At 66.4% G+C, this 24031-nt stretch carries 20 protein-coding genes; 12 read left to right on the forward strand and 8 right to left on the reverse strand.

The features are described 5' to 3' along the window. Positions 1 to 192 precede the first annotated feature (192 nt). From ACTODO_RS09250 to ACTODO_RS09275, 5 genes are all read left to right on the forward strand, one after another. Positions 193 to 4107 (forward strand): multifunctional oxoglutarate decarboxylase/oxoglutarate dehydrogenase thiamine pyrophosphate-binding subunit/dihydrolipoyllysine-residue succinyltransferase subunit, encoded by a 3915-nt coding sequence (locus tag ACTODO_RS09250; protein ID WP_003793218.1) that lies wholly within the window; start codon positions 193 to 195, stop codon positions 4105 to 4107. Between the two features lie 51 nt (positions 4108 to 4158). Next, on the forward strand, positions 4159 to 4761 hold the full coding sequence (locus ACTODO_RS09255) for a GDSL-type esterase/lipase family protein (protein ID WP_003793220.1): 603 nt from the start codon (positions 4159 to 4161) through the stop codon (positions 4759 to 4761). A 9-nt stretch (positions 4762 to 4770) separates the two neighbouring features. Then, entirely contained in the window at positions 4771 to 5775 is a 1005-nt protein-coding gene (locus tag ACTODO_RS11000; RefSeq protein ID WP_244262554.1) for a hypothetical protein, read from the forward strand. 141 nt (positions 5776 to 5916) lie between these two features. Next, entirely contained in the window at positions 5917 to 6702 is a 786-nt protein-coding gene (locus ACTODO_RS09265; protein WP_034512429.1) for a hypothetical protein, read from the forward strand. Between the two features lie 617 nt (positions 6703 to 7319). Beyond that, positions 7320 to 7988, forward strand: coding sequence for a hypothetical protein (locus tag ACTODO_RS09275; RefSeq protein ID WP_003793233.1), 669 nt, complete (start codon positions 7320 to 7322; stop codon positions 7986 to 7988). Positions 7989 to 8080: 92 nt separating this feature from the next. On the opposite strand, the gene ACTODO_RS09280 is transcribed toward ACTODO_RS09275, so the two are convergent. The 4 genes from ACTODO_RS09280 to ACTODO_RS09290 form a co-directional block, all read right to left on the reverse strand. Next, positions 8081 to 8965: an alpha/beta hydrolase fold domain-containing protein gene (locus ACTODO_RS09280; protein ID WP_003793236.1), complete on the reverse strand. Its 885-nt coding sequence runs from the start codon at positions 8963 to 8965 to the stop codon at positions 8081 to 8083. A 2214-nt stretch (positions 8966 to 11179) separates the two neighbouring features. After that, the gene (locus ACTODO_RS11105) at positions 11180 to 11254 is read right to left on the reverse strand and encodes a 50S ribosomal protein bL37 (RefSeq protein ID WP_370465157.1); all 75 of its coding nucleotides are present in this window, start codon (positions 11252 to 11254) and stop codon (positions 11180 to 11182) included. Between the two features lie 168 nt (positions 11255 to 11422). Beyond that, the gene (locus ACTODO_RS09285; RefSeq protein ID WP_003793242.1) at positions 11423 to 11722 is read right to left on the reverse strand and encodes a hypothetical protein; all 300 of its coding nucleotides are present in this window, start codon (positions 11720 to 11722) and stop codon (positions 11423 to 11425) included. Continuing rightward, complete coding sequence (locus tag ACTODO_RS09290) at positions 11719 to 12351, reverse strand: sigma-70 family RNA polymerase sigma factor (RefSeq protein ID WP_003793243.1); 633 nt, start codon at positions 12349 to 12351, stop codon at positions 11719 to 11721. The genes ACTODO_RS09285 and ACTODO_RS09290 overlap by 4 nt, the downstream gene beginning before the upstream one ends. Positions 12352 to 12549: 198 nt before the next feature. Here ACTODO_RS09290 and ACTODO_RS09295 point away from each other — a divergent pair, with 198 nt between their 5' ends. From ACTODO_RS09295 to ACTODO_RS09315, 5 genes are all read left to right on the forward strand, one after another. Next, on the forward strand, positions 12550 to 13077 hold the full coding sequence (locus ACTODO_RS09295) for a DoxX family membrane protein (RefSeq protein ID WP_003793245.1): 528 nt from the start codon (positions 12550 to 12552) through the stop codon (positions 13075 to 13077). After that, complete coding sequence (gene aroA, locus ACTODO_RS09300; protein ID WP_003793247.1) at positions 13074 to 14426, forward strand: 3-phosphoshikimate 1-carboxyvinyltransferase; 1353 nt, start codon at positions 13074 to 13076, stop codon at positions 14424 to 14426. The genes ACTODO_RS09295 and aroA overlap by 4 nt, the downstream gene beginning before the upstream one ends. After that, positions 14426 to 15511: a ribosome small subunit-dependent GTPase A gene (rsgA, locus tag ACTODO_RS09305; protein ID WP_003793251.1), complete on the forward strand. Its 1086-nt coding sequence runs from the start codon at positions 14426 to 14428 to the stop codon at positions 15509 to 15511. The genes aroA and rsgA overlap by 1 nt, the downstream gene beginning before the upstream one ends. 99 nt (positions 15512 to 15610) lie before the next feature. Further along, the gene (locus tag ACTODO_RS09310; RefSeq protein ID WP_003793253.1) at positions 15611 to 16063 is read left to right on the forward strand and encodes a hypothetical protein; all 453 of its coding nucleotides are present in this window, start codon (positions 15611 to 15613) and stop codon (positions 16061 to 16063) included. 106 nt (positions 16064 to 16169) lie between these two features. Next, entirely contained in the window at positions 16170 to 16574 is a 405-nt protein-coding gene (locus ACTODO_RS09315) for a hypothetical protein (RefSeq protein WP_003793256.1), read from the forward strand. A 38-nt stretch (positions 16575 to 16612) separates the two neighbouring features. Here the strand turns inward: ACTODO_RS09315 and ACTODO_RS09320 are convergent, their stop codons facing one another. Further along, entirely contained in the window at positions 16613 to 17341 is a 729-nt protein-coding gene (locus ACTODO_RS09320) for a glutamine amidotransferase-related protein (protein WP_003793257.1), read from the reverse strand. A gap of 100 nt (positions 17342 to 17441) precedes the next feature. Here ACTODO_RS09320 and ACTODO_RS09325 point away from each other — a divergent pair, with 100 nt between their 5' ends. Then, positions 17442 to 18647 carry an exonuclease SbcCD subunit D gene (locus ACTODO_RS09325; protein WP_034512434.1) on the forward strand — a complete coding sequence of 402 codons (1206 nt, stop codon included), beginning with the start codon at positions 17442 to 17444 and terminating at the stop codon, positions 18645 to 18647. Continuing rightward, a complete protein-coding gene (locus tag ACTODO_RS09330; protein ID WP_003793262.1) occupies positions 18644 to 21718 on the forward strand; it encodes an AAA family ATPase in 3075 nt (1024 codons plus the stop codon). The genes ACTODO_RS09325 and ACTODO_RS09330 overlap by 4 nt, the downstream gene beginning before the upstream one ends. A 3-nt stretch (positions 21719 to 21721) precedes the next feature. Here ACTODO_RS09330 and ACTODO_RS09335 read toward each other — a convergent pair whose 3' ends face one another. From ACTODO_RS09335 to ACTODO_RS09345, 3 genes are read right to left on the reverse strand one after another with little or no spacing between them, the layout of a single operon-like run. Next, positions 21722 to 22192 carry a DUF6912 family protein gene (locus ACTODO_RS09335; RefSeq protein WP_003793264.1) on the reverse strand — a complete coding sequence of 157 codons (471 nt, stop codon included), beginning with the start codon at positions 22190 to 22192 and terminating at the stop codon, positions 21722 to 21724. A gap of 2 nt (positions 22193 to 22194) precedes the next feature. Further along, the gene (locus tag ACTODO_RS09340) at positions 22195 to 23382 is read right to left on the reverse strand and encodes a CpaE/TadZ family protein (protein WP_003793267.1); all 1188 of its coding nucleotides are present in this window, start codon (positions 23380 to 23382) and stop codon (positions 22195 to 22197) included. Further along, positions 23379 to 24014 (reverse strand): SAF domain-containing protein, encoded by a 636-nt coding sequence (locus ACTODO_RS09345; RefSeq protein WP_488803503.1) that lies wholly within the window; start codon positions 24012 to 24014, stop codon positions 23379 to 23381. Before ACTODO_RS09345 ends, ACTODO_RS09340 begins: the two co-directional genes overlap by 4 nt. Positions 24015 to 24031 lie beyond the last annotated feature (17 nt).

Genomic DNA, 24031 nt, shown 5'->3' on the forward strand with positions numbered 1-24031 from the left:
AGAGCCGGCAGTGTCGCAGTCCATGATGGTTACAGTCTAGCGGCCCAGCCCGCCTCCCCCAGCGCGCATATCCACACACCGCGGGTCATGTGCCAACAATCATTCTTCAACGGACCAAAGGCCCTTGAAGTACACGCCAAAGGTGTACCAGGTTTCGTGAAGACGATCACGCGGCGGTAGAATTGCGGAGGTATGGCCGCGCGGGATTTGGCCCATGCGCGCGGCGCGACACTTACGGAGGAATACGTGCCCACTCCCACCGCTTCCCAGCCCGATCCGCAGTGGTACATCGCGAAGATGCGAGACCTCTACGAGCGCGATCCACAGCTCCTGGATCCCTCCTGGCGCGCCTATTTCTCCACCGAGTCCGCTCCCCCGCAGCTGCGCGCCAAGCGTCCCGACATCCCCGAGGGAGCTCCCTCAACCCCGGAGCCGGCCCCGACCTCGTCGGTCAATGCCGCAGTCCCCGTTGACCCCGTTGCCCCCGTCTCGGTAACCCCGCCGACCCTCGACATCGAAGACGATGCGCCCGAGGCGGCCGCCACCGAGCACGCACACGTCGTCTCCGTGACGCGTTCCGACCTGCCGCCCGCCCCACCCGCCGCCGTCGCCGAGGCCACCAGCCCCTACACGCGCCAGCAGCACGGACGCGCAGCCTTCACGCTCTTCCAGGACGCCCCCTCGCACGACGAGCTCCACATCCTCAAGTCCGCGGCGCGCGCGACCGCCAAACACATGGAGGCCTCGCTCTCCATCCCCACGGCCACCTCCCAGCGCCAGATCCCGGCCAAGCTCCTCATCGAAAACCGAGCCCTCATCAACGCGCACCTGGCGCGCACCGTCGGCGGCAAGGTCTCCTTCACGCACCTCATCGGCTACGCCCTGGTGGAGGCTCTGTGCGAGATGCCCGACCTGAACGTGCGCTACACGATCGAGGGCGGCAAGCCCGCCGTCGAGCATCTCGCGCACATCGGCTTCGGCCTGGCCATCGACGTGGCCGACGCGCAGGGCAACCACTCCCTGAAGGTCCCCGTCATCCACGACGCCGACACCCTGACCTTCGCCGAGTTCGTCGACGCCTACCAGGACCTCGTTGCGCGTGCCCGCACGGCGACGCTGACGACCACCGACTTCCAGGGTGCCTCCGTCACGCTGACGAACCCGGGCACGCTGGGCACCACCACCTCCGTGCCGCGCCTCATGGTCGGCCAGGGCCTCATCATCGGCGTGGGCGCCACCGACTACCCGGCGGAATTCCGCGGCGTCTCCCCCAAGCGCCTGGCCGCCCTCGGCATCGGCAAGACGATGTTCTTCTCCTCCACCTACGACCACCGCATCATCCAGGGCGCGGCATCGGGTCGCCTCCTGGCCCTCGTGGACGCCAAGCTCTCGGGCCGCGACGGCTTCTACGAGCGCGTCTTCACCTCGATGCACGTCCCCGCGCGCCCCTACGCGTGGGAAGCGGACTACGACTACGATCCGAACCACGAAAAGGGCAAGCCCGCGCGCATCGCGGAACTCATCCACGCCTACCGTTCGCGCGGCCACCTCGCCGCCGACACCGACCCGCTGGCCTACCGCGTGCGTCGCCACCCCGACCTCGATCTGTCATCCTACGGCCTGAGCGTGTGGGACCTGGATCGCCCCTTCCCCACCGGCGGATTCGGCGACTCGGACCAGATGCTGCTGCGCGACATCCTCACGCGCCTGCACGACACCTACACGCGCACGGTTGGCATCGAGTACATGCATATTCAGGATCCTGAGCAGCGCGCATGGGTCCAGAAGCGCATCGAGCGCCCGTACGAGGCCCCCTCCCCCGACGCGCAGCGCCACATCCTGGGCACCCTCATCCGCGCCGAGGCCTTCGAGGAGTTCCTCCAGACGAAGTTCATGGGCCAGAAGCGTTTCTCCCTCGAGGGCGGCGAGTCACTGATCCCGCTGCTCGACCACATCCTCGCCGACTCGGCGCGCACCGGCATCCACGAGGTCGCCATCGGTATGGCGCACCGCGGACGCCTCAACGTCCTGGCCAACATCGCGGGCAAGTCGTATGCGCAGATCTTCGACGAGTTCGAGGGTAACTACATGCCCAACTCCGTCCAGGGATCGGGCGACGTCAAGTACCACCTGGGCACGTGGGGCGTGTACTCCCTCGACGACGGCCTGGCCACGAAGGTCTACATGGCCGCCAACCCCTCGCACCTGGAGGCCGCCGACGGCGTCCTGGAGGGCATTGTTCGTGCCAAGCAGGAGCACCTGGGTGACCCGGACCTGCCGATCATCCCGATCCTTATCCACGGCGACGCGGCCTTCATCGGCCAGGGCGTCGTCCAGGAGACCTTGAACCTCTCCCAGCTGGAGGGCTACAAGACCGGCGGCACGATCCACATCATCGTCAACAACCAGATCGGCTTCACGACGGGCCCGACGCAGGGCCGCTCCACCGGCTACGCAACGGACCTGGCCAAGGGCCTGCAGGTCCCGATCCTGCATGTGAACGCGGACGACCCCGAGGCCGTCATCCGCTGCGCGCACCTGGCCTTCGAGTACCGCAACGCCTTCCACAAGGACGTCATCATCGACATGGTGTGCTACCGACGCCGCGGCCACAACGAGGGCGACGACCCGTCGATGACCCAGCCCGTCATGTACTCCCTCATCGACCGCATCCCCTCCACGCGCGCGGTGTACATCCGCGGCCTCGTGGGTCGCGGCCAGCTCACCGAGGACGAGGCCCGCCAGTCGATCGCCCAGTACGAGGCGGAACTCGGGCGCATCCTCGAGGAGACCCGCGCGGGCGGCGCTTCGTCGGTGTCCGAGATCAACCCGGGCAGCCGCACGCACGACCCTGCCCTCACCGCCGGAGTGGGCGAGGCCGGGGAGTCCCGCGACGAGGAATGGACCATGCCGGAGTCCCAGATGCCCGGCATCGGCATGATGATCGGCTGGACGTCCGCGGCCCCCGCCAAGGCACTGCGCCGCATCGGCCGCGCTCACACGCGCTTCCCGGAGGGCTTCGAGCCTCACCCCAAGCTGCGTCAGCTGTGCGAGCGCCGCCTGGAGATGGCGCTCGGAAACAAGCCCATCGACTGGGGCTTCGCGGAGCTCCTCGCCTTCGGCACGCTCCTCATGGAGGGCACCGGCGTGCGCCTGTCCGGCGAGGACGTGGGCCGCGCGACCTTCGTCCAGCGTCACGCGATCCTGCACGACGCGAACGACGGGCGCGAGTTCACGCCGCTGCGTTTCCTCACCGAGAGTCAGGCGCGATTCGACGTGTGGAACTCCCCGCTGAGCGAGTACGGCGTCCTGGCCTTCGACTACGGCTACTCGCTCGAGAGCCCCGAGACACTCACGATCTGGGAGGCCCAGTTCGGAGACTTTGCCAACGGCGCACAGACGGTCATCGACGAGTTTGTCTGCTCGGCCGAGCAGAAGTGGGGCCAGCGCTGCTCTCTCGTCATGCTCCTCCCCCATGGCTATGAGGGTCAGGGACCCGACCACTCGAGCGCGCGCATCGAGCGCTACCTGCAGCTAGCCGCCCAGGAAAACATGTGGATCGTCCAGCCCTCCACGCCGGCGAACTACTTCCACATGCTGCGCACGCAGGCCTACAAGCGCCCGCGCAAGCCACTCATCGCGTTCACGCCCAAGCAGCTGCTGCGCCTGTCGGCCGCCTCCTCGCACCTCGACGAGTTCACCTCGGGCGCCTTCCAGCCCGTCATCGGCGACTCCTCGATCACCAATCCGTCGTCGGTGACGCGCGTCCTGCTGTGCTCGGGTCGCCTGTACTACGACCTCATGAAGGAGCGCGAGCACCGCGGCGACACGTCGACGGCGATCATCCGCTTGGAGCAGCTCTACCCGCTGCCCGAGGCCGAGGTGGCCGAGACCCTGGCCCAGTACCCGAATGCGTCGGTGACCTGGGTGCAGGACGAGCCGCGCAACCAGGGCGCGTGGCCGCACCTGGCGCTCAACCTGTTCCCATCGCTGGGACGCCCGGTTCGCGTGGTCTCTCGCCCCGAGTCGGCAACGACCGCAGCGGGACGTGCCTCGCTTCACAAGGAGCAAGCAGCTACCCTTATTGCGCAGGCCTTCGAAGGCTAACGAGGGCCGGCGCTCCCACCGGGGGCGCGGGAGGCACCGGAAAGGAACACCATGCGGATCTGCTTCATCGGAGACGAGCTCGTCGCGGGCGTCGGCGACCCCCGAGGCCTGGGCTGGGTCGGTCGCGTCAACGCGCACTCCACCTTCGATCTGCCTGCCACGTTCCTGACCCTAGCCGTACCCTCAGAGACGACGAAGCAGATGGCCGCGCGCTGGGAGGCCGAGGTGCTGCCGCGCCTAGCCGAGGGGGAGCCCCACGGCCTCGTCATCGGTGTGGGCCCTGGCGACGTCGCAGCCGGCATTTCGACGGCCCGCTCCCGCCTGAACCTGGCTAACATCACCGACCGGGCGACCGCGCTGGGCATCCCCAGCTTCGTCGTGGGTCCCCCGCCGCTGGCTGGCGTGGACTCCGGGTCGCTGAAGGCTCTGTCCTCCTCGTGCTCCGAGGTGTGCGCGCGCCGAGGCATTCCCTTCGCCGACTGCTACACGCCGCTGGTCGCGCACGACCAGTGGTTCGAGGACATGGCTGCCTCCCTCGCCCGCGGCGGGGACGGCCAAACCCTGCCCGGCCAGGCCGGCTACGCCCTCATGGCGTGGATCGTCCAGCACCAGGGCTGGTACGAGTGGACGGGAGCGACCCCGGCGGACGTGTAGTATCCCGGCATGCGCAGTAACAATCCGTACGCACCGCCGACCGGGTCGGAACCCGCGCTGCCCGAGGAGAACGTGAAGGCTGCGCACCGGGTGCCTCGAAACGGGCCGGTGCCCGTTGAGCCCTCCGCAGAAGGGTCGGACCCTGCGTTCCCATACGGAGTTCCCACCCCTCGCACCGGGGATGAAAAACCCGTCGAGACTCTGCCCCCGCACATCTCCGAGGCGCATGCGGACAGCGAGCCGACGGCGCCTGCACCCCGCGCCGCCTCCCCCTCAGCCGCTGCACAGCGCGATCGTTCATCGTCGCCGACCGCTGCACGGCCTCACGCGACGTCAACAGGCACAGACCCACAGGACAGTTCCACACCAGAGGACAAGTCCACGAAGGCCTTCACTCTCCCGATACCCACCCACGTGTTCGCGGGTCTAGCGAGCGTAATCGCAGCACTGTTTTTCACCAGCATCGGAATGGCCCAAGCCAACGATTTTGGTACTGCCAAACTTCAATGGCAGTTCGCCGCATGCCTGTTCGGGCTCGCAGCCGCGGGTTTGTGCATTCCCTTCATTCCCGCCACGGTGCGCTACACGCGCATCTTGTTCACAGAAGGCGAGAATGAGTCGGCCGAAACTCGGGCGTCCGGGTATGCCCTCATCTGCCTCGTCGGACTTGCCGCCGCAGTCATCGCAATCAGCAACGCAGTGCCGGCAGCACGCGACCTCATCGAAGGACCCCACGCCACAACAGTCTCCTCGTGCTGGTTGTACCAACGTCCGGTGAAGAGCTCACCAACAAACACCAGCCCGAGCAGCTATAGGAACGAATTCAACATAACACTCAACGACAAGAGCACGCTTGTCCTTGTCATCGTAACAGAAAAACGGGATGAGTTGCAGTCGGCATCGGGCATCTCCGGCACCCTCTACAAAGGATGCGAGTTGCGCCCCTCATCGAAGAAGCTGGTCCTCGACCTGTATCCGCGCACGCAGATCATCGCTGACGCGCGCCTCGTCTAGCGGGTAGCTGTCCATGAACGAATGCCCCTGCCGACTTATCAACACCTATCAGTCAGGCGTCCTCGCGCTCGCACGCACCCAGCTCAGCGGATGCGCCCGAATGCGCCGACCTCGTCAGCAGCCGATTACGTCAGGAAGACCATGAGCAACCAGTATCCTCTCCCACCCTCCAGCGACGGTCCGACGCAGTACGGCGCTCCCTACTACGGCCCGACGCAGTACGGCGCACTCCCTGGCGGCTACGGCACCGATCCCGCCAGCCTGTCCTATCAGCGGGTCTCACCCACGACCGTGGCCAATCACCAGCAGCGCAGACAAAGCCTCAAGTTCGTCATCATCTCGCTGGCCACCATCCTCCTGGGCTGCGCCGTCTATTTCCTCCGCGGCCTCTTCGAGTACGGGACGCCACTCCTCATGTTGAGGCTCGCCGAGAGCGCGGCGGGGCTTGTTTTAGCGTTGTCCTGTTTTCCTTTTGCTTCCATTCTTCGACGCCAAGCACAGCCAGCGTATCCATCGAGCAGCGCCCCTCAGCGGCCGCGCGACATAAGCGGCCCCCTCTACTTCGGCATGGTGGGTCTCCTCATCGCGGGTGTGTCGCTCTACTTTGGTCTGCCCGCCGCGATGGATCTCGCGGACGGCCCTCAGCTGAAGACCGTCACGTCATGCATGTATTTCCAGTACGACGCCCCCCGATCCATGTTTTCTCACTCATCGGTCTACAGGGACAACTTCTCGATCAACTTCGAAGGCGGGCTCACGCATACGACGACGTTCATCTCAGAGAGCATCGACGACATCGAGACGCGTGGGGACCTAGCGACGGAGCTGTACAACGCCTGCGAGCACCGCGAGCGCACTCAAACGATGACGGTGTCCTACTACCCGCGCACGTGGATTCTGACGGGCGTGCAGGTCAGCGGCTCGTGAGGATCCCAGAAACAAAAGCGTGCGTTGACAAGAAGGGGACCTCGTCTCTGACGCTTGAGGTCTCTCGCCATAGCTGGATCATCGGCGACACACGGATTGAGTAGGATGATGCGTGTTCTCACCGACGAGGTGGGTGCACCCGCCCAGCCCGAGCCTCGTCGTCACGAGGCCACACGACACCAGTGAGACACCATGACCGAAAAACTCACCGCCTTCAATCCACACGACGCTCACTATGCAGGTGGGCAGTGACACGGAATAAACAACCCCGGCCATCTCCGTCCCAGTTGAAACGGTTCTTATGAGCAACGAAGCGCCTCTCTCCCCCTATCAGCCCTCTGTCGATGAACCCCATATCTCGCGCACTGCCATCGCGGTAGCGGCGGGGAGCCTCACCGCGATTGTGTGCTGGATGGTCATCCAATTCGCGCGCACATCGCCCATCGCTGTGCCCGTCATTATCCCCATCTGCGCGGCTATTATCCTGAGCGGGATCATTGGATGTGCCATCTATTATTCAATTGATTTCGCTATGCGAGACTCGCATAGACCACATCGGCACCGCAAAGAACGCGACTGAGCACCGCTACCCGCAGTACCACCGTTGAGGCACCCCCATGAGCAAGCGTAAGAACACATCTACCACGCCCCCATCCCCAACAAGTTCGCTGACGAAAGAACAGAAGCGCTATGCGACAGCGTTCTGGATCATCTTCACTCTCATCTTGTATGGTTTGAGCCACTTGGCAAACACCATTTCCCCTCATGGCCCCTCTCGGTTCCGCTGGCTGGTTTTCTCCTACGGCACAGCGTTTCTCTTCATGCTCGCATGCATCGCCGCCATTACCTACTTGTTTCAATGGTTCGATAAGCGCGAGAGAGCTGGCACTGTCATGGGCTTGCACAAACGAGCCACAGCCCTCGTGATACCGGTGCTTATTCTGATTCCAAGCGCCTACAACGCTCTAGGTTACGGGACGCGTGTCGTCTTCGATCTCTTCACCGGTCCGCAGACTGTGACCGTCTCATCGTGCACACACGAAATTGTTTCGCGCCGAGAACCACATGGACGCTACCGAACCATGTCCGTAGCTGACTATCACTTCATCATGACCCTGGCCGACGGAACCACCCGTCAGACAGTCATCGATAGCCGCGTATTTCTCGATGACCGACGCGTCGACGAAGTCCTGTACAGTGCTTGCATCAAGAATCCAGGGACAACTTCGATGACACTCGACGTCTACTACTACTCGTGGATCATTGATCAAGCACGGCTGGATTGACGAGGCTCACCGTCGCTCCGACCGCGAGTGCGCTTCGGTTGCTTCTCGTCCTCGATTAACGAAGCCGTGAAACGCCGCGTGAAACGGTCCGGTCAGGCCTGCGTGAGGATACCCGAGATGAAGCGCGCACTGTGGTCGAGGGCGGCCCCGGCCTCGGGGATAACAGCAGCTGAGAGCACGTAGACGTGGAAACCATCCGGCTCCACCCGAAGTCGCACGTCAACTCCAGCGCGAGCCGCCTTGCGCGCGAACGCGATCGCATCGGGCCCCAGGATGTCGGCGTCGCCCTGGAAGACACGCATCGGCGGCAGTCCGGCCAGATCACCGTACAGGGGGCTAACGCGCCAGTCCGCCGGATCCATCTCACCCGCCCACGCTCGGCCCGCCCACTCCAGCCCAGGCGCGCGCAGGATCTTGTCGCGTCCCTGAACCTCCTCGATCGCGGGGTTCGTCATGGTGACATCCACCCACGGCGCGTACAGAACAAGGCCGTCTACCTGAGGCGCACCCGCGTCGCGACGCTGCATGGCGAGGGACAGGGCAAGGCCGCCACCCGCGGAGTCACCGAAGATGATGACTCGACCAAACTCAGCCTTGGCCTCGTCGATGATGGGCTGAACGAAGTCGAAGGCCTCAGTCGCGGTGTGGTCGGGGGCGAGCGGGTAGTCGGGGATAATGACGGGCAAGCCGGTACGATCAATCAGGCCCTCCACGACGCCCCACTGCCCGTCAACCAGGGGGAACAGGTAAGCGCCACCGTGCATAAACATGAGGGCTCCACCGGCGCGCATGCCCTGCTTCGGCGTCACTCGGGTGACCCCGCCCTGGCGCGTCTCAGTGAAGCGCGCACGCATGCGTTCGGGCATCGGTTCCTGCCGCGGGGCGTGCGCAGCCATATCCCGGGCGGCTTCCTCGGTGTGCAGCGCGGGAGGAGTCAACCCCAAGCGGGCGTGAACGAGACGCATCTGGAGGGACATGGGGCCTCTTTCATATCGATGAATCAGTCTGCGCGCACCGGGACGCGCCCGAGCGCCAACAGGTACCAGGATACGCGAGAGTGGTTCGCTCCTCGCTGCGACGCGAGTGCAACACCACCGCAGGTGGATAAGCTCGGAGTCGACCGCGCCGAAGTCGAAGGCTTCTGCACTTCTCGCGGAAGATCGAGGCGCCCGGTTGCATCAGGATCTGACATGAGCAGATCGGCCAATATCTGGATGCTCGTTCAAGTGTCGCACGCGCGTATTCGGTTCAACGGAAATAGTAGAGTTGGCTTGTGGATAGGAAACGTTGTTCTGGATAGGAACTAGTTATCTGGATAGGTTATTAAGCTATCCAGAACGCAATAACCTATCCAGATTTCCATTTCCTATCCAGATGGTGCGTGAGGCTTCTCCTCGTTGATCTCTACGGGGCGCACCTAACTCCAACAGCGTGCATTCAGATATCAGTCCCCCTCACACACCCCATCGCTAACAGCTCTCCGCACGCGCTTCCGCCACCATCCTGACAGGCGACTCCCGACACCTCACTCCTCGCCGTTATGCACAGGGACAAAAAGAGAGATCCGGTTATCCACAGGCCCTCCTTTTCGACTACCCCCAACTCGAAGCTCTGTTCAAAGCTGGATGCATGAACCAGGTACCTGTTGTCGTCACCGATGTCTTACAGACACCAAAGAGCCAAGCGCATTCGCCCGTCACCGTGCGCATCATGCGCGGCATTGCAGCTGCTCTCCCGCTGCATCCAGACGAGTCAACTCCTTGGGAAATATGGAACGCGGTTGCCCTCGCCCGAATCCATGCAGTGAATGCATCCCTACAACACCAAGCACTGTACGTAGGACGTAGTTGCCTTCTACTCAACGGAATTCAGGGATGGTCCGCTAATCCACAGATAACCATCTACAGGCCAATAAGACGATCCACTTCCCGACTTCCAGCGTGTTCGGTCGGCTCAACGACAGTACCCGAAACAGGTGTCACCTGTTCCAGCATCCCTCCACTCTCTGAGGAACGCAGACGCACTAACGGATTGGAAACGGAACACCCGTACGATGCACTCATCCGTTGCGTTCAGCAAGAGGAGCCGTTGGAGGCTTTCGTCCTCGGATGCATGGCACTGCATCAGTGGAGCAACTTTTCAATGTTTGAGCAGATGGAATCACGTGAACGGGCAGAGGAAATCCGCGTAGCGCTCCTCAAGCGCCTCGAACGCTCCCCCACAAAACGAGGACTCCGCCGAGCATGCGCCATTCTTCGCGCGATTGATCCTGGATGCGAGAATCCTGCTGAAGCAGCCTTGCTTTGGCTTGTGCGCTCGATCAGCCCTTTCCCGTCACTGACTCAAGTGCACATTGAGGTCCGGGGTCGTCACTATTACGCAGATATTGTCATCGCAGATCTACGAATCATCATTGAATTTGACGGCATCGGGAAACTAGGGGACAACCAATCCGATCTTGCGCGCGCAAAACGGGAGTGGATCCGCAGGGATCAGGATCTTCGCGATGCAGGATGGAACGTTATTCGTGTCAGCTGGCCGGACTACAACGACTGGGAGGGTCTACGGTTGAGGCTCATGAGAGCGCTAGGGCGTACGAGTTCATCACTCGATCATCGCCTTCTATGGAGCCCTCCCACCGAGCGCTGCGATGGGCGAAATCGACGTTTCCGGATCGGACGCGCCCCACAACGAGTTCATGTTCTGGATAGGAAACAGTGAACTGGATAGGTTATCGCGTTCTGGATAGCTAAATAACCTATCCAGAACGGCGTTTCCTATCCAGAACGAAAGCCAGTGGATTGGCGCCCCCCATAGACGGGCTCCTCACGCCACCACGAGCGTCCTCAACACCAGCCCAGCACACGAACAACCTATCCCCATGTGCACAGCGCGATCACAATCTGCAGCGAACGGAAGCCCCACACACCGTTTTACTGAGATGCAGGGCCGCAAGCGAAGTAGCGCACACACCAGACACGGCACACCCCACTCATCATCTGCACCCAGCACACGACACGCCACCAAGCGCCGCACACACCAGACACGGCGCAGGCCTGGTCCCGCTCCCGCGCACCCTTGCGTCACGTGCGCCTCGCACGGCCGCATCTGGTCCTCACCAGCCGCGCGTACACAACGCGCACACAAAAACGCGCCCGGACCAACCGGTCCGGGCGCGCAACGCATTCGGCTCAGGCGTTAGGACGCTTGCCGTGGTTCGCGCCGTTCTTACGACGATCGCGACGCTTACGACCCCGCTTCGACATGTCATTCTCCTTGGGTTTGTTGTCTAGACTGAAGCATTTTTGCACACATTGGCCCAAACCACCAAGGCACAGGCCGTTCGCGGCGACGAAGGTCACCGAATAACGGGCGGCAACCCCAGCCTCGTCTGCCCGCGCGCCGCGACGCGATCACGCGTCGTCGCAGCGCTCCTAGCGCCAGGTGACGGACACGCTGGTGATTGATGCGACGACGCGGGCGCGCAGCGCATCGGAGGCCTGCTCGGTCTCGTAGCAGCCGCGCATGAGGGCGCGCACGTGGCGCTCCGCATCCAGGGCGTCGGTGCAGTGCGCGCAGGTGGCGACGTGCTTGATCATGAGGGCACGGGCGCGCGCATCGGGGCCGGGCACGGATCCGGCGTCGATGAGGCCGCTGCGGCGGTCGCATTCCTCGCAGTCGATCAGTTCGTATAGGGCGTCCAGGACATCCTGGCAGGTCACGTGAGTGTTCACTTGGTTCCTCCGATCCCGTATTCCGCGGCGACGTCGGCCAGCGCGGAGCGCAGGTTCTTGCGCGCCCGGTTCAGTCGGCTCATGACGGTCCCCATGGGAACTCCTAGTTCTTCGGCGATTTCCTTGTAGCTCATACCCTCAACGTCAGCCATGAGGACAACCATCCGGTGTTCCTCTGAGAGCGAATCGAGGGCGTCACGCAGCTGAGCGGAGGGCAGCGCCTCGAGCGCCTCGACTTCCGCGGATTTGAGGCCAACCTCTGAGTGGGAGGCGGCGTCGGCCAGCTGCCAATCCTCGACGGTGTCGCTGGAGGCGCGCTTGGGCGAGCGCTGCGCCTTGCGGTAGCTGGTGATGTAGGTATTGGTAAGGATCCGGTAGAGCCAGGCCTTGATATTGGTGCCAGGCTGATACTGGTGGAACTTCTGGTAGGCCTTGAGGTAGGTCTCCTGAACCAGATCCTCCGCGTCGGCGCGGTTGCGGGTCATGCCCAGTGCCGCGCCGAAGAGTTGGTTCATGAGGGGCATCGCTTCGTCCATGAAGCGCGCCTCGAGCTCGGCACCATCCAGAGCGGACGAGGCCGGGGCAAGCTCGGGTGCCTGCGGCGTCGGTGAGGGGGTTGTCGTATCCATCGCCTCTCAGCGTAGTCGCGCGAGCGTGCGGCGCGAATGGGAGTGGTCGGTGGGCAGTCATACTGAGGGCAACGCCTCACCCCCCTCTTTATTCCACAACCCTCACCAAGTGTGGGTTGCGCCACTTTCTCCCCGTTGTTTGGGAACGGGCAGGCCGTTCGGCTTCCCCCAGGGGCAAAGGTGTCGAACAATAGGGGTATGAATCTGCTGCGCGTTGTTGCCCGTCCCCTGCTCGCTGCCCCGTTCATCGCCGACGGGGTTGATGCCCTCATGCATCCGCGTTTCCACGTGGAGCGCGCCGCGGGCGTTCGCCCTCTCATCGATAAGGCGACCGACGCGGTCGGCCTGGATCCGCTGACGGATCAGCAGCTGGCCGTTGCCACCCGCGTGACAGGCGCGGTGATGGTTGTCGCCGGCCTGCGTTTCGCGCTGGGCCGCAAGCCCCGCGTGGCCGCCCTGACCCTGGCTGCCATCGGCGCGCCGATGGCCCTCGTGAACGCTCCCCTGCCGGGCACGACGCGAGGCCTGTCCAAGGAGCAGATCAAGCGCCGCCGCTACCGCACGCTAAATAAGGCGGGCCTGGCTGCCGGCGTCCTCCTCGCGTCGACGGACCGCGTCGGTCAGCCCTCGGCCCTCGTCGCCCACGCGATGCGCCGCGACCAGCGCCGCGCGATCGCTGCGGCCGAGGCCTCCGTCGTGGAGCGTCTGAGCGGCACCGCTTCGTGAGCGCGCCCTGGCCCGCTCCCCTGGCCGCCTCCCCCGTGGATGCCACGGTCGAGGTGCCGGGGTCTAAGTCGATCACGGCGCGTGCCCTGTACCTGGCTGCCGTCGCCGATTCTCCCTCCGTCATTCGGGGTGCCCTGGACGCGCGCGACACGCGACTGTTCGCGGACGCCCTGGAGGTGATGGGCGCACGCGTCAAGGACGAGGGCGCGGGCATCCTGCGCGTCACGCCGATGTCGCTGCCGCCGCGGGGCGGTCGCATCGAGTGCGGCTTGGCCGGCACCGTCATGCGTTTCCTGCCTCCCCTGGCGGCCCTGTCCCCCGAGGAGACGCTCTTCGGCGGGGACGAGCAGGCCTACGCGCGCCCGCTGGGCCCGCTCCTGGACGCCCTGGTGCGCATGGGCGCGACCGTCACGTATCACGGTGAGCGCGGGCACCTGCCCTTCACGGTTCAAGGCCCGATCCACACGCCGCTGGGCGCGCAGGCATGGGTGGACTCTTCGTCCTCTTCGCAGTTCCTCTCCGCCCTGTTGCTCGTCTCTCCCCTGGTCGGCGATCCCCTCTTCGTCTCGGCTCCGGGCGTCATTCCATCAATGCCGCACGTGGAGATGACGCTGGCGTCCCTCGCGGGCGCGGGCGTCGACCTGGAGGTCGTGGACGAGGGGCGCGCGAACCTGTCTACCTGGCACATCTTCCCATCGCGCCCCATCGGCGGCGACATCACCGTCGAGCCGGACCTGTCCAACGCCGGCCCCTTCCTGGCGGCCGCGATGGTGACGGGTGGGCGCGTGCGAATCCCGGCGTGGCCGGGGGCGACAACGCAGGCGGGCGACGCCTGGCGCGCGCTGCTCGGTCACATGGGTGCGACCATCACCCTGGACGAGGAGGGCCTGACCCTGACGGGTCCCGGCGCCGGCAACTACCCGGGCATCAAGGCCACGATGGCCGAGGTCGGGGAACTCACCCCCACCATGGCCGCGATCTGCGCCTACGCCTCGACCCCCTCGCACCTGAGCGGCATCGCGCACCTACGCGGACACGAGACGGACCGCTTGGCGGCCCTGGTCGCCGAGATCAACCGCGCGGGCGGGCAGGCCGAAGAGACCGAGGACGGCCTGATCATCACGCCACGCCCGCTCCACGCCGCACAGATCCGCTCCTATGCGGATCACCGCATGGCGACCTTCGGCGCGATCCTGGGCCTGGTGACGCCCGGCATCACGGTCGACGACATCGCCTGCACGTCCAAGACGCTGCCGACCTTCGAGGCCATGTGGGCCTCGCTCGTGAGCGAAAACGGTGAGGAAAGCACCCAGGCTGTCCCGGCCTCGTCGATCGAGGAGGAGGAGTGATGGCCCGCCGCGACACGGGAACCGACGACCCGCGCGTGCGCGTACGCGCCGGCAAGGGCTCACGCCCCCGCACGAAAGACCGTCCCGACTGGTCCTCCAAGCCGCTGGGCCGCATCATCGGCATCGACCGTGGCCGCTACCAGGTGAGCCTGGAGGAGAACGGCACCCGCGTGGTCGCCGTGCGCGCCCGCGAGCTGGGGCGAGGCTCCGTCATCATGGGCGACCGCGTGCGCCTCACCGGCGACCTGTCGGGGCGCCCCGACACGCTCGCGCGCATCGTCGCCGTCGAAGAACGCTCCTCGGTGCTGCGCCGCTCCCTCGAGGACGCGCCGGATCAGCGCGGCGAGAAGGCGATCGTCGCGAACGCGGACACCATGTGCATCGTCGTGGCGCTGGCGGATCCACCGCCGCGCACCGGCATGATCGACCGCTGCCTGGTTGCGGCCTTCGAGGCGGGCCTCGCCCCTATCCTCGTCCTGACGAAAGCGGACCTGGCCAGTGCGGACGAGCTGATCGCCGCCTACCGGGACTTCGACGTGCGCGTCGTGCTCACGAGCGCCGAGGCCGGGGAGGCCGACCCGGGCGTCGCCGAGCTGCGGGCCCTGTTGGCCGGCCACTGGTCGGTGCTCGTGGGGCATTCGGGGGTCGGTAAGTCCACGCTCATCAACCTCCTGGTGCCGGGCGCGGGCCGGGCGACGGGTCACGTCAACGAGGTGACGGGGCGCGGGCGCCACACATCCACGTCCTCGGAGGCCTTCGAGCTAGGCGAAGGCGGCTGGATCGTCGATACGCCCGGCGTGCGTTCCTTCGGCCTGGGGCACGTGAGCGTCGCCGACGTGCTCGGGGTCTTCCCAGACGTCGCGGAGGCGGCCGCCTGGTGCCTACCGCTGTGTTCGCACGACGCCGAGGAGCCTTCGTGCGCGCTTGACAGTTACGCGCGCGCCACCGGCCCCTTCAGCATCGACGAGGCCGGGGACGGCGATGTGGATCGGGTGTGCTCCGAGCGTGCCTCCCGCGTGGCGTCGGTGCGCAGGCTCCTCGAGGCCGTGGCGACGGCGGAGGCAGCCAGCAAGGCAGCCCGTTAGAGAAAAGTGCGCGCCGAAAGTGCTTGACAGCGCCCCCCTGCGTGGACAATGAGGATATAGTGATGGTCGCTATCTCTGGTTCACAAGGTCGTGATCGCTATGTCCACCATCGAGCAGAACCTCATCGGCAACACCGCAGGGCTTTCGCAGGTCGACAAGGTCCTCCGCTACTTCTTCTTCGCGCTGTTGATCGGCACGGTCGTCTATTCGATTGGCGGCACCTTTGTCGGGAGGGACAACCGCCTACCTGACTACGGGCTCGCCGACGCTGCGTTGCTCCTCGCTGTCTACGCCCCTGGCTATTCGCGTCACATCCTTGGCGCACGCTGGGCGCTTCGGGCCTGCGAGTGGGCGGTGATGGCTTGTTCCCTCGTATGTACCGCCGCTGTCATCGTCGGTGATGTCACGGACCACGGCGTCCGCCCCGATCCCTTCAACATGCCGCAGAACGTTGCCATGGGCGCTGCGCTTGTCGCCTTCTGCTTCTCTATGATTCTCCTCGTCTCCAAGGAGCGGGCGCGCCGACGAGGACTTCTTCCCCCCGCCCGCTAGACACGCAGACAGGCACCCACGGCGAGAGTCCGCGGTGAGGGTGCCCCTCGCCCGCTAGCAGGCGAGGGGTGGCTGCCTCGCGCCGCGTCCCGCTAGAGTGGTGGGCATGCCGAATCCCGAAAACTCCTCCCCGGAGCGCCCCGAAATCGAGCAAATAATCCGCGTTGTCTTCGTTATTGCTTTATTCGCCGTCCTGTTTCTCATGGTGTACTCAATGACCGAACTTGGCCGTTTGAGGACCTCTTCCTTCACATTGGGCATCTGCGCAACCTTCTTTGGCAGGCAGCTGCCGGGATCTGCGCGCCGGATCTTCTGGACAACTCCGGCTTATTTCATCGTCGAGCGTATCGGCCTCGTCTGTGCGGGCCTGTGCGTCGTCACCGCGATGGTGAGCGCGTTCGTGCCCCTCACAGACGACCTGACGGCCTACCGCCACTCAATGATGACGACCTGTGTCCTAGCCATCGTCACCATGGTGATCTTCTTCTACCTGCGCCGCAAGGCCCGCTAACCGCGCCGCGCAGCGCGGCCCCACGTGTCGGGCAAGGGTCAGCGCTGGAAGCGACGCACGAAGTTCTGGAGGACGAGGCGCGAGGGATCCGTATCCACGGTCGCGACCTGGGTACGGATCGCCTCGGCCTTCTCCACCGGGTAGTAGCGGCCCGCGTACTGGTCGATGCGCACGTTGACGCCCTCGAGGTCCATCTCGGGGTGGAACTGGGTCGCCCACGCGGCCTCGCCCACGCGCACCATCTGGATCGGGGTGTCGTCCCCTGCCAGGAGGACCTGCATGCCCGGGGCAAGCTCGCGCACGGCCTCGTGGTGGCCGACGTAGGAGTGGAAGCGGTCGGGCGTGCCCTCCAGGAGCGGGTCCTCGCGGCCCGCGTCGGTCTTCGTCAGCGCGATACCGCTGATTTCCTCGCCGTGGTGGGTGTCGATGACGCCGCCCAGGTGCAGGGTGAGAGTCCCCAGCCCGTAGCACAGGCCCAGGATTGGGAAGGATTCGCCCAGCGCCCGGTCGTAGAAGGACCGCAGCCAGGCCTCGGCGCGCACCTGGCGTTCTTCCTTCAGGTGGTCGTCGGCGTTCGCGTCCCACGGGGACCCGCACACGAAAGCACCCGAGTACTCGGAGAGGTCGAGGTCGGGCAGCTCCCTCTCCATGCGCACCCGGCGGACCTGGTCGGGGGTCAGTCCCGAGAAGCGAGGCAGGTCGGCGGTCTCTGCGGCCAGGACGGGGCCGTCATCGCGCGAGGTCAGCATGAGGAAGGGCTTGGTCATGCCCCCATGCTATCGACTACCTGCGCGCATGCAGAAGGTGTCCGCCTTCCAAGCGTGTGTGACGGACGCAGATGTGGGCGCCCTCTGCCACACTGGAGACATGTTGATTCTGCACACCTCCGACTGGCACCTGGGGCGCACGCTGCACGGCGCGTCCCTGGGCGACAGCGCGGATGCGTTCATCGAGTGGTTGGTGGCCCTGGTGCGTGAGCGCGGCGTGGATGCCGTGCTCATTTCGGGCGACGTGTTCGACCGCGCGGTCCCGCCCGTGGATGCGCTCGCGCGGATGCGCCGCGCCCTGCGCGAGCTGACGGAGATCACGACGGTCATCCTGACGTCGGGAAACCACGATGGGGCCGCGCGCCTGGGGCTGTTCGCCGACATGCTCACCCCCTCGCTGCACGTGGTGACGGACCCGGAGGCGATCGGTACGCCGGTCGAGGCCGGGGGTGCTCTCGTGTACCCGATGCCCTACCTGGAGCCCGACCTCGTACGCCAGAGTCTGTCGGACCTGCCTGCGCGGGGCGAGGCCGACCTGCCCACTCCCCTACCTCGCTCCCACCAGGCGGTTCTGGGGGCGGCGTTGCGCCGGGTACGCGCGGACCTTGAGGCTTGGCGCGACGCGGGCGACGAGCGCCCGGCCATCGCGATGCCGCATGCCTTCGTGACGGGCGCCCAGGCCTCGGACTCGGAGCGCGACATCCAGGTGGGCGGCGTCTCCTCCGTATCGGCGGACCTGTTCGACACGCTCGGGGGTGAGGAGCCCCTGACCCACGGCCTGGACTACGTGGCGGCCGGGCACCTGCACCGCCCGCAGGACATCTCGGGTGCATCCGTCCCGATCCGCTACGCGGGCTCCCCCATCGCGTATTCATTCTCCGAGGCCGGGGCCACCAAGTCGATCACCCTCGTGACCACGGATGCCACCTCGGTGACCGACATCGAGGTGGTGCCCATCCCCACGCTGCGGGGCATCGCGGTACTCGAGGGAACCATGGATGAGCTGCTCGCGGATCCCGACGAGGCCACCACGGCCTCGTACGTGTCGATCACGGTCACGGACGACGCGCGCCCCGAGCGCATGGTGCCTCGCATCCGGGAGGTCTACCCGCATGCCCTGGTCGTCGTGCACCGTCCCTCCCAGGCCCCCGCGCTCGCTCCCGCGATGACCGTGCGCGCGTCCCGCGATCCGCGCGAGGTCACGGAGGAGTTTTACGAGGCCGTGGGCGGGCGGGCGCTAAGCGCTCAAGAGCGCGAGCTGGCCCTGGACGTGTGGGCGCAGCTTCGAGGAAAGGACAGGCAGTGAAGATTCGGTGGCTACGTATTGTGGGCATCGGCCCCTTCGCGGGCAAGCATACGGTCGACTTTTCGGCCTTCGAGGACTCGGGGCTGTTCCTGCTGGACGGCCCCACGGGCGCGGGCAAGTCCACGCTCATCGACGCGATCACCTTCGCCCTGTACGGCGACGTGGCGCGCACGAAGGACGCGTCGAAGGACCGCCTGCGGTCCAACCACATCTCGGATTCGGATCCGTCGGAGGCGGACCTGGTGTTCGAGGTGGGGACGGGCATCTACCGGGTGACCCGCACCCCCGCGTACACCCCGGCGGGCAAGAAGTCGCAGCGCAATTCGAAGTCGACGCTGATGCGGGTCGTCGAGGATCCGGACGCGCCGGACGGGTGGCGTACGGTGGAGCCGATCGCGTCGGGTCCCCGCGACGTGGGCTCCGAAATTCCGGCAATCGTGGGCCTGGATAAGGACCAGTTCCTGCAGACGATCGTGCTCCCGCAGGGCAAGTTCTCCCAGTTCCTCAACGCCACGTCGGATGCTCGCGAGCAGATCCTGCGCGACATTTTCGACACGCAGATCTACGTGGACTTCACGAAGGCCCTCGTCGATGCGGCCGCCTCGTCGAAGCGTGGCATCGAAGAGCGGCGCGTGGCTGCCATCGGTGCTTTCGAGCGCGTGCGCTCACTGGACGCAGCCTTTGCCGAGAACGGCACTGAGGACGGGTCTGCCGCCGACGGCCGGGCGGCCGACGCCAAGGAGGCCGATCAGCTGGATGCGGGCGCGGAGGATTCCAGCGCCGTAACGCGCTGGGCCGAGGACGCATGCGAGCGCGCACGCGAGGCGCACGCACAGACCCTGCACCTTGCCGAGGTGGCCACGGCAACCGCGCGCGAGGCTTCCCGCGCCCTGTCCGAGGGGCGTGCCCTGGCTGAGGCCCAGGCGGAGCACGCACGCCTCAGCGCGACGCTCGCCGAGCTCACCTCATCGGAGGGAGCAATCGCATCCGATCGTGAGCGCGCGGGTCAGGCCCGCCGAGCGCTGGCCGTGGCTCCCCTCGACGCGGCCGAGGCCTCGGCACGGGCTCGTCTGGAGGCTGCGGGAGACCAGGTCGCGGCCCTGTCCCCTGCTCTCGGAGACGAAGATTCCATCGATTCCACATCCTTGACACCCGAGGCCGTGGCCACTCTCGGCAAGCGGGCGCAGGACCTGCGCGACGAGGCGACGCGCACGCGCGGTTCTCTCGAGGAGGCCCTGGCCGTCGAAGGCTCGCTGCCCGAAGTGCGCACCCACATCGACTCGCTGCGCTCCCAGCATGAGCAGGCATTGGCGCGCATCGCGTCGATCGAGGCCGAGCGCGAGACGTTGCCCCTGCGCATCGAGCAGGCCTCCGAGGCCCTGCGCCTCATGCGAGCGGATGCCGACACGCTGCCCGAGGCCGCGTCCGCGCTGCGCGCCCTCAATGAGCGCCTGGATGCCTCCATGCAGGCGGACCTGCTGCGCTCGGCTCTCCTCGGAGCATCGGACGAGCTGCGCGAGGCCACGGTCGCCGCGAAGCTTGCGAATGCCGCGGCGGCGGACGGCCACGACCTGTGGATCGCGCAGAGCGCATCGGCGCTCGCACTCGAACTCGAGGAGGACATACCCTGTCCCGTGTGTGGCTCCACCGCTCACCCCAATCCCGCACCGGCCGCGGACGGGGAGATCACGCGCGAGCAGGTCGCGGAGCTCGACCAGGCGCGAGACCGTGCGGAGGCCGCGCTGCGGGATGCGCAGGCTGGCCACCAGGATCTTGTGCGTCGTATCGCCCAGCTCAACGAGGTGGCCGGCGCCCCCACGCCAACGCTCGAAACCGAGCGGGATGGAGCCGCCGAGCTCGTTGCGAAGCTCGAGGCTCTCAGCCCGCAGATCACAGAGATCGAGGCGGCCCTCGCGCAGGAGCGGGCCCGCCTCGACGGCCTCACGGACTCCCTCGCGAGCGCCCGAGAGACCGCCGCTTCCCTCGCGTCCACCCTCCAGGAGCGCAAATCTGCTCTGGCTGCGGCTGAGGCCCGCGTGGAGACTGAGCGCGCCGACTACACCTCCCTTGATGCGCGCGCTACAGCCCTGGATGAGCGCGCACGCCGAGCGGCGGCCCTGGCCGGGGCCTGCGCCGATTGGGACAACGCCCGCGCCGCGCTCGCGCAGGCGCAGCGATCCCTTGCGGATGCACTTGAGGAACAGGGCCTCGAGGCGGACTCGTGGCGCACGCTCCTGCTTCCACTCCCCCAGGTTGAGGCTCTCGAGGCGCGCGTGGCCGCGCACGAGAAGGCACTCTTCGCGGCACACGAAGCGCTTGCTTCGGAGCGCCTGACCCGCGCGGCATCGGCGCCCGCGCCGGACCTTGAAGCCCTCACCGAGACCGCCCGCAAGGCCGAGGAGGACGCCGCTATGGCGGCCCGAGCTTCGGGTATTCTCGAGCAGCACTGCGCTCAGCTGGACGCCGCCCGCGCCTCCCTTGAGCATGCGTTGGAGGCGCTCGGGCGTGCCCGGGAGCAGGCCGGGCCCATCCACCGCCTGGCAGACATTGCCGCGGCATCCGGCCCGGAGAACCTGGCCTCCACTCCCCTGTCGGCGTGGGTGCTCATCGCGCGACTAGAGGAGGTCCTGGCGGCCGCGAACCCACGCCTCGCGGCAATCTCATCGGGACGCTACGAGCTCGTGTCCGTCCCCGACGACGGCACCGCCTCGCGCAAGTCCGGCCTGGGCCTGGCAATCGTCGATCACGATACGGACGCGCTACGCAGCCCGCGCACGCTGTCGGGCGGGGAAACGTTCTACACGTCCCTCGCGCTGGCGCTCGGCCTCGCGGACGTCGTCTCAGCCGAGGCCGGAGGCGTCGAGCTGCGCACGATGTTCATCGACGAGGGCTTCGGATCGCTCGACTCGCACACGCTGAGCCTGGTCATGGCGCAGCTCCAGGCGCTGCGCTGCGCGGGACGCACGGTCGGCGTCATCTCGCACGTCGAGGAGATGGCGACCCAGATCGCGGATCAGATCCAGGTGCGACCTCTGCCGGAGGGCGGATCGACCCTCAGCGTGCGCGCGTAGGTGTCAGCCCTGGTGCAGGGCCAGGACGGCGGGGCGCTCGGAGCGGTCGAACCACGCCAGGGAGGACTCCCACAGGGCGGCCACGGCCTCGTCGGCGCTCTCCTGCGTATCGGCGCTCAGGACGGCCTGCACTGCGGGTGAGGCGTCGGGCAGGTCCGCGAGGATAGCGGCCACGTCCGACCAGGTGTATTCGAAGGCCGGGGCCGCGAAGATGTGGGGTTCGATCTGCTCGCCGGGGGTCAGCGTCGTCGAGGTGGGGGTGTCGACGGCCAGGACGACGCGAGCGACGCCCGCTCCCTCCGTCTCGCGCGCCAGTTCGAGGGAGGACAGCGCCGCCTCGGTGATGGCGTCGTCCTCGAGGACCTCGATATCCTCGCCACTCATGCCGGCCTCGGGCACACACAGGACGCCGCTGCGCACGGGCGGCAGCGGGACGCACAGGTCGGACAGGACGGCGGGAACATAGACGCGCATGGTCACAGTGTAGGCACCCACTGCTCGACAATCGCCTGCAACGCGTCGGATGCGTCGCAACGCGCACCGTTTTCTCCCAGAGCCTTGCCTCGCAGGGAAGCCCGCCCAACACCCTCATCCTCGGGAACGACGTGGAAAATGCAGTCGGGCATGAAAGCGCCGATCGCCGCCTGCAGGGAGGGCACCGGGTGCGGGCCGATAGCCGCGGTGCTCACGCGGTTGACGATCACCTCGACCGGAATGGCGCGCTCTTGCTCCTCCCACCACCGCGCCAGGAACGAGAGCCGGTTGATGCCGACGATATCACCGCGCGCGACGATGACGAGCCGATCGGCGCGCTCAAGCACCCCGAGCGCGGCATCGTCACGGCTGGCCCCGCGCGAGGCCTTTTCCAGCGAGGTCGACGCAATATCAACGACCGAGTAACGGGCGCTCAGGCGCAGTGCCCCGACGATGGATTCGATACCGGGTTTGCTCACTTCTCGCCAGCGGTGTGGCGTCACGAGGCCCGTGATGACGTGCAGGTTCTCGGAGCGCATGACGGCTGCCCCGAGCGTGTCCGCGGGCGTGATGGGGCCGCGCGAAGCCGTACGCGCGAGGGTTGACAGACCCGACGCATGGACGGGAAGGCCCAGCAGGTGCGCAATCGTCGGGTTGGCGGTGTCCGCATCGACGAGGAGGGTGGGTCCGTGGGCGGACAGCGCGGTCGCGATGCCGACAGCGAGGGTCGTACGCCCGGGCGCACCGGATGTCCCCCAGACGGCCAGCACGCTGCCCGGAGCGGAGGGCGGAGGAGGCGGCGGTGGCGCGGACGAGGCCGTGGCAGGGGTCGAGGGGCGCGTGCGCGTCGCCGCGATGAGAGAGTTGACGACCTGGTCGGGGCTGCCGGGCGCGGCGACCGAGGCGACCCCCAGAGCGATGAGGCGGGAGCGCTCGTGATGGGGCGCAAGGGCAACGACGACCATGCCGCAAGCGCGGAGCGATTCAACGGTCTCGATCGTCAGGTCGGGGTCGGATCCGTCGATGACCGCGAGGTCGGCGAGGCCGGCGCGGGCCGCGGCGACGACCTCAGCCAGGTCAGCGCAGCGCCGGACGATGGCAAGGACATCCGATCGGCCCTGAATCGCCTGGATGAGGGGTGCCTCGTAGCGCTGATCGGCGAGGATGACGACCCCGTGGACGGAGCTCACGGCGCCCCCACGGGGACTGCGGCCAGCTCGTCGGTCGAGGACTGCGCGGCGAGGAGGACCGGCATGGACTGGGCGTTCGCGAGGATCTCGATCCGCTGGCCACGGTGCGACTGGGACGAGGCCTCGATCCGACGCACGAAGGTGAAGGTCCCCTCGATCTCGCGCGCCTGATTGCCAGCCTGTCCCTGCCTGCGCGCGGGGATCGTCCACAGCCGGATCCGCGTTCCATCAGCGACCCCGTCGGGCAGCCCGGCACTGACCGTGACGGCCACGCGCAGCATGTCTGTCTGCACTGTTCCACTGTCCCCCTGTGACAGATCCGTGCGCATGACGATCTGGCCGGGGGTGATCTGCCGAGTCGCGACGGACCCCATGGGGGCCTCGGACGTGGGAACGTAGACGTCCGAGTCGACGCTGAGGACAACCTCTCGGACATTGTCCGCAGTGAGGGTTTCCCCCGGGGCGATGGTCGTCGTCGCGGTGTAGACGCGGCTTCCTCCCCGTAGGAGGCCGCTGAGTGCACTGAAGGCGATCACGGACGCGATGATGAGGACCAAGCCGATAACGAATCGACGGTCCATCTTGCCGGGGGCGCGCGTCGGGATCGACACTGAAGCTGAGACGCGTTTCACTCCTCTATGATGCACGC

The sequence above is a fragment of the Schaalia dentiphila ATCC 17982 genome (genome assembly GCF_000154225.1).
GTDB lineage: Bacteria > Actinomycetota > Actinomycetes > Actinomycetales > Actinomycetaceae > Pauljensenia > Pauljensenia dentiphila.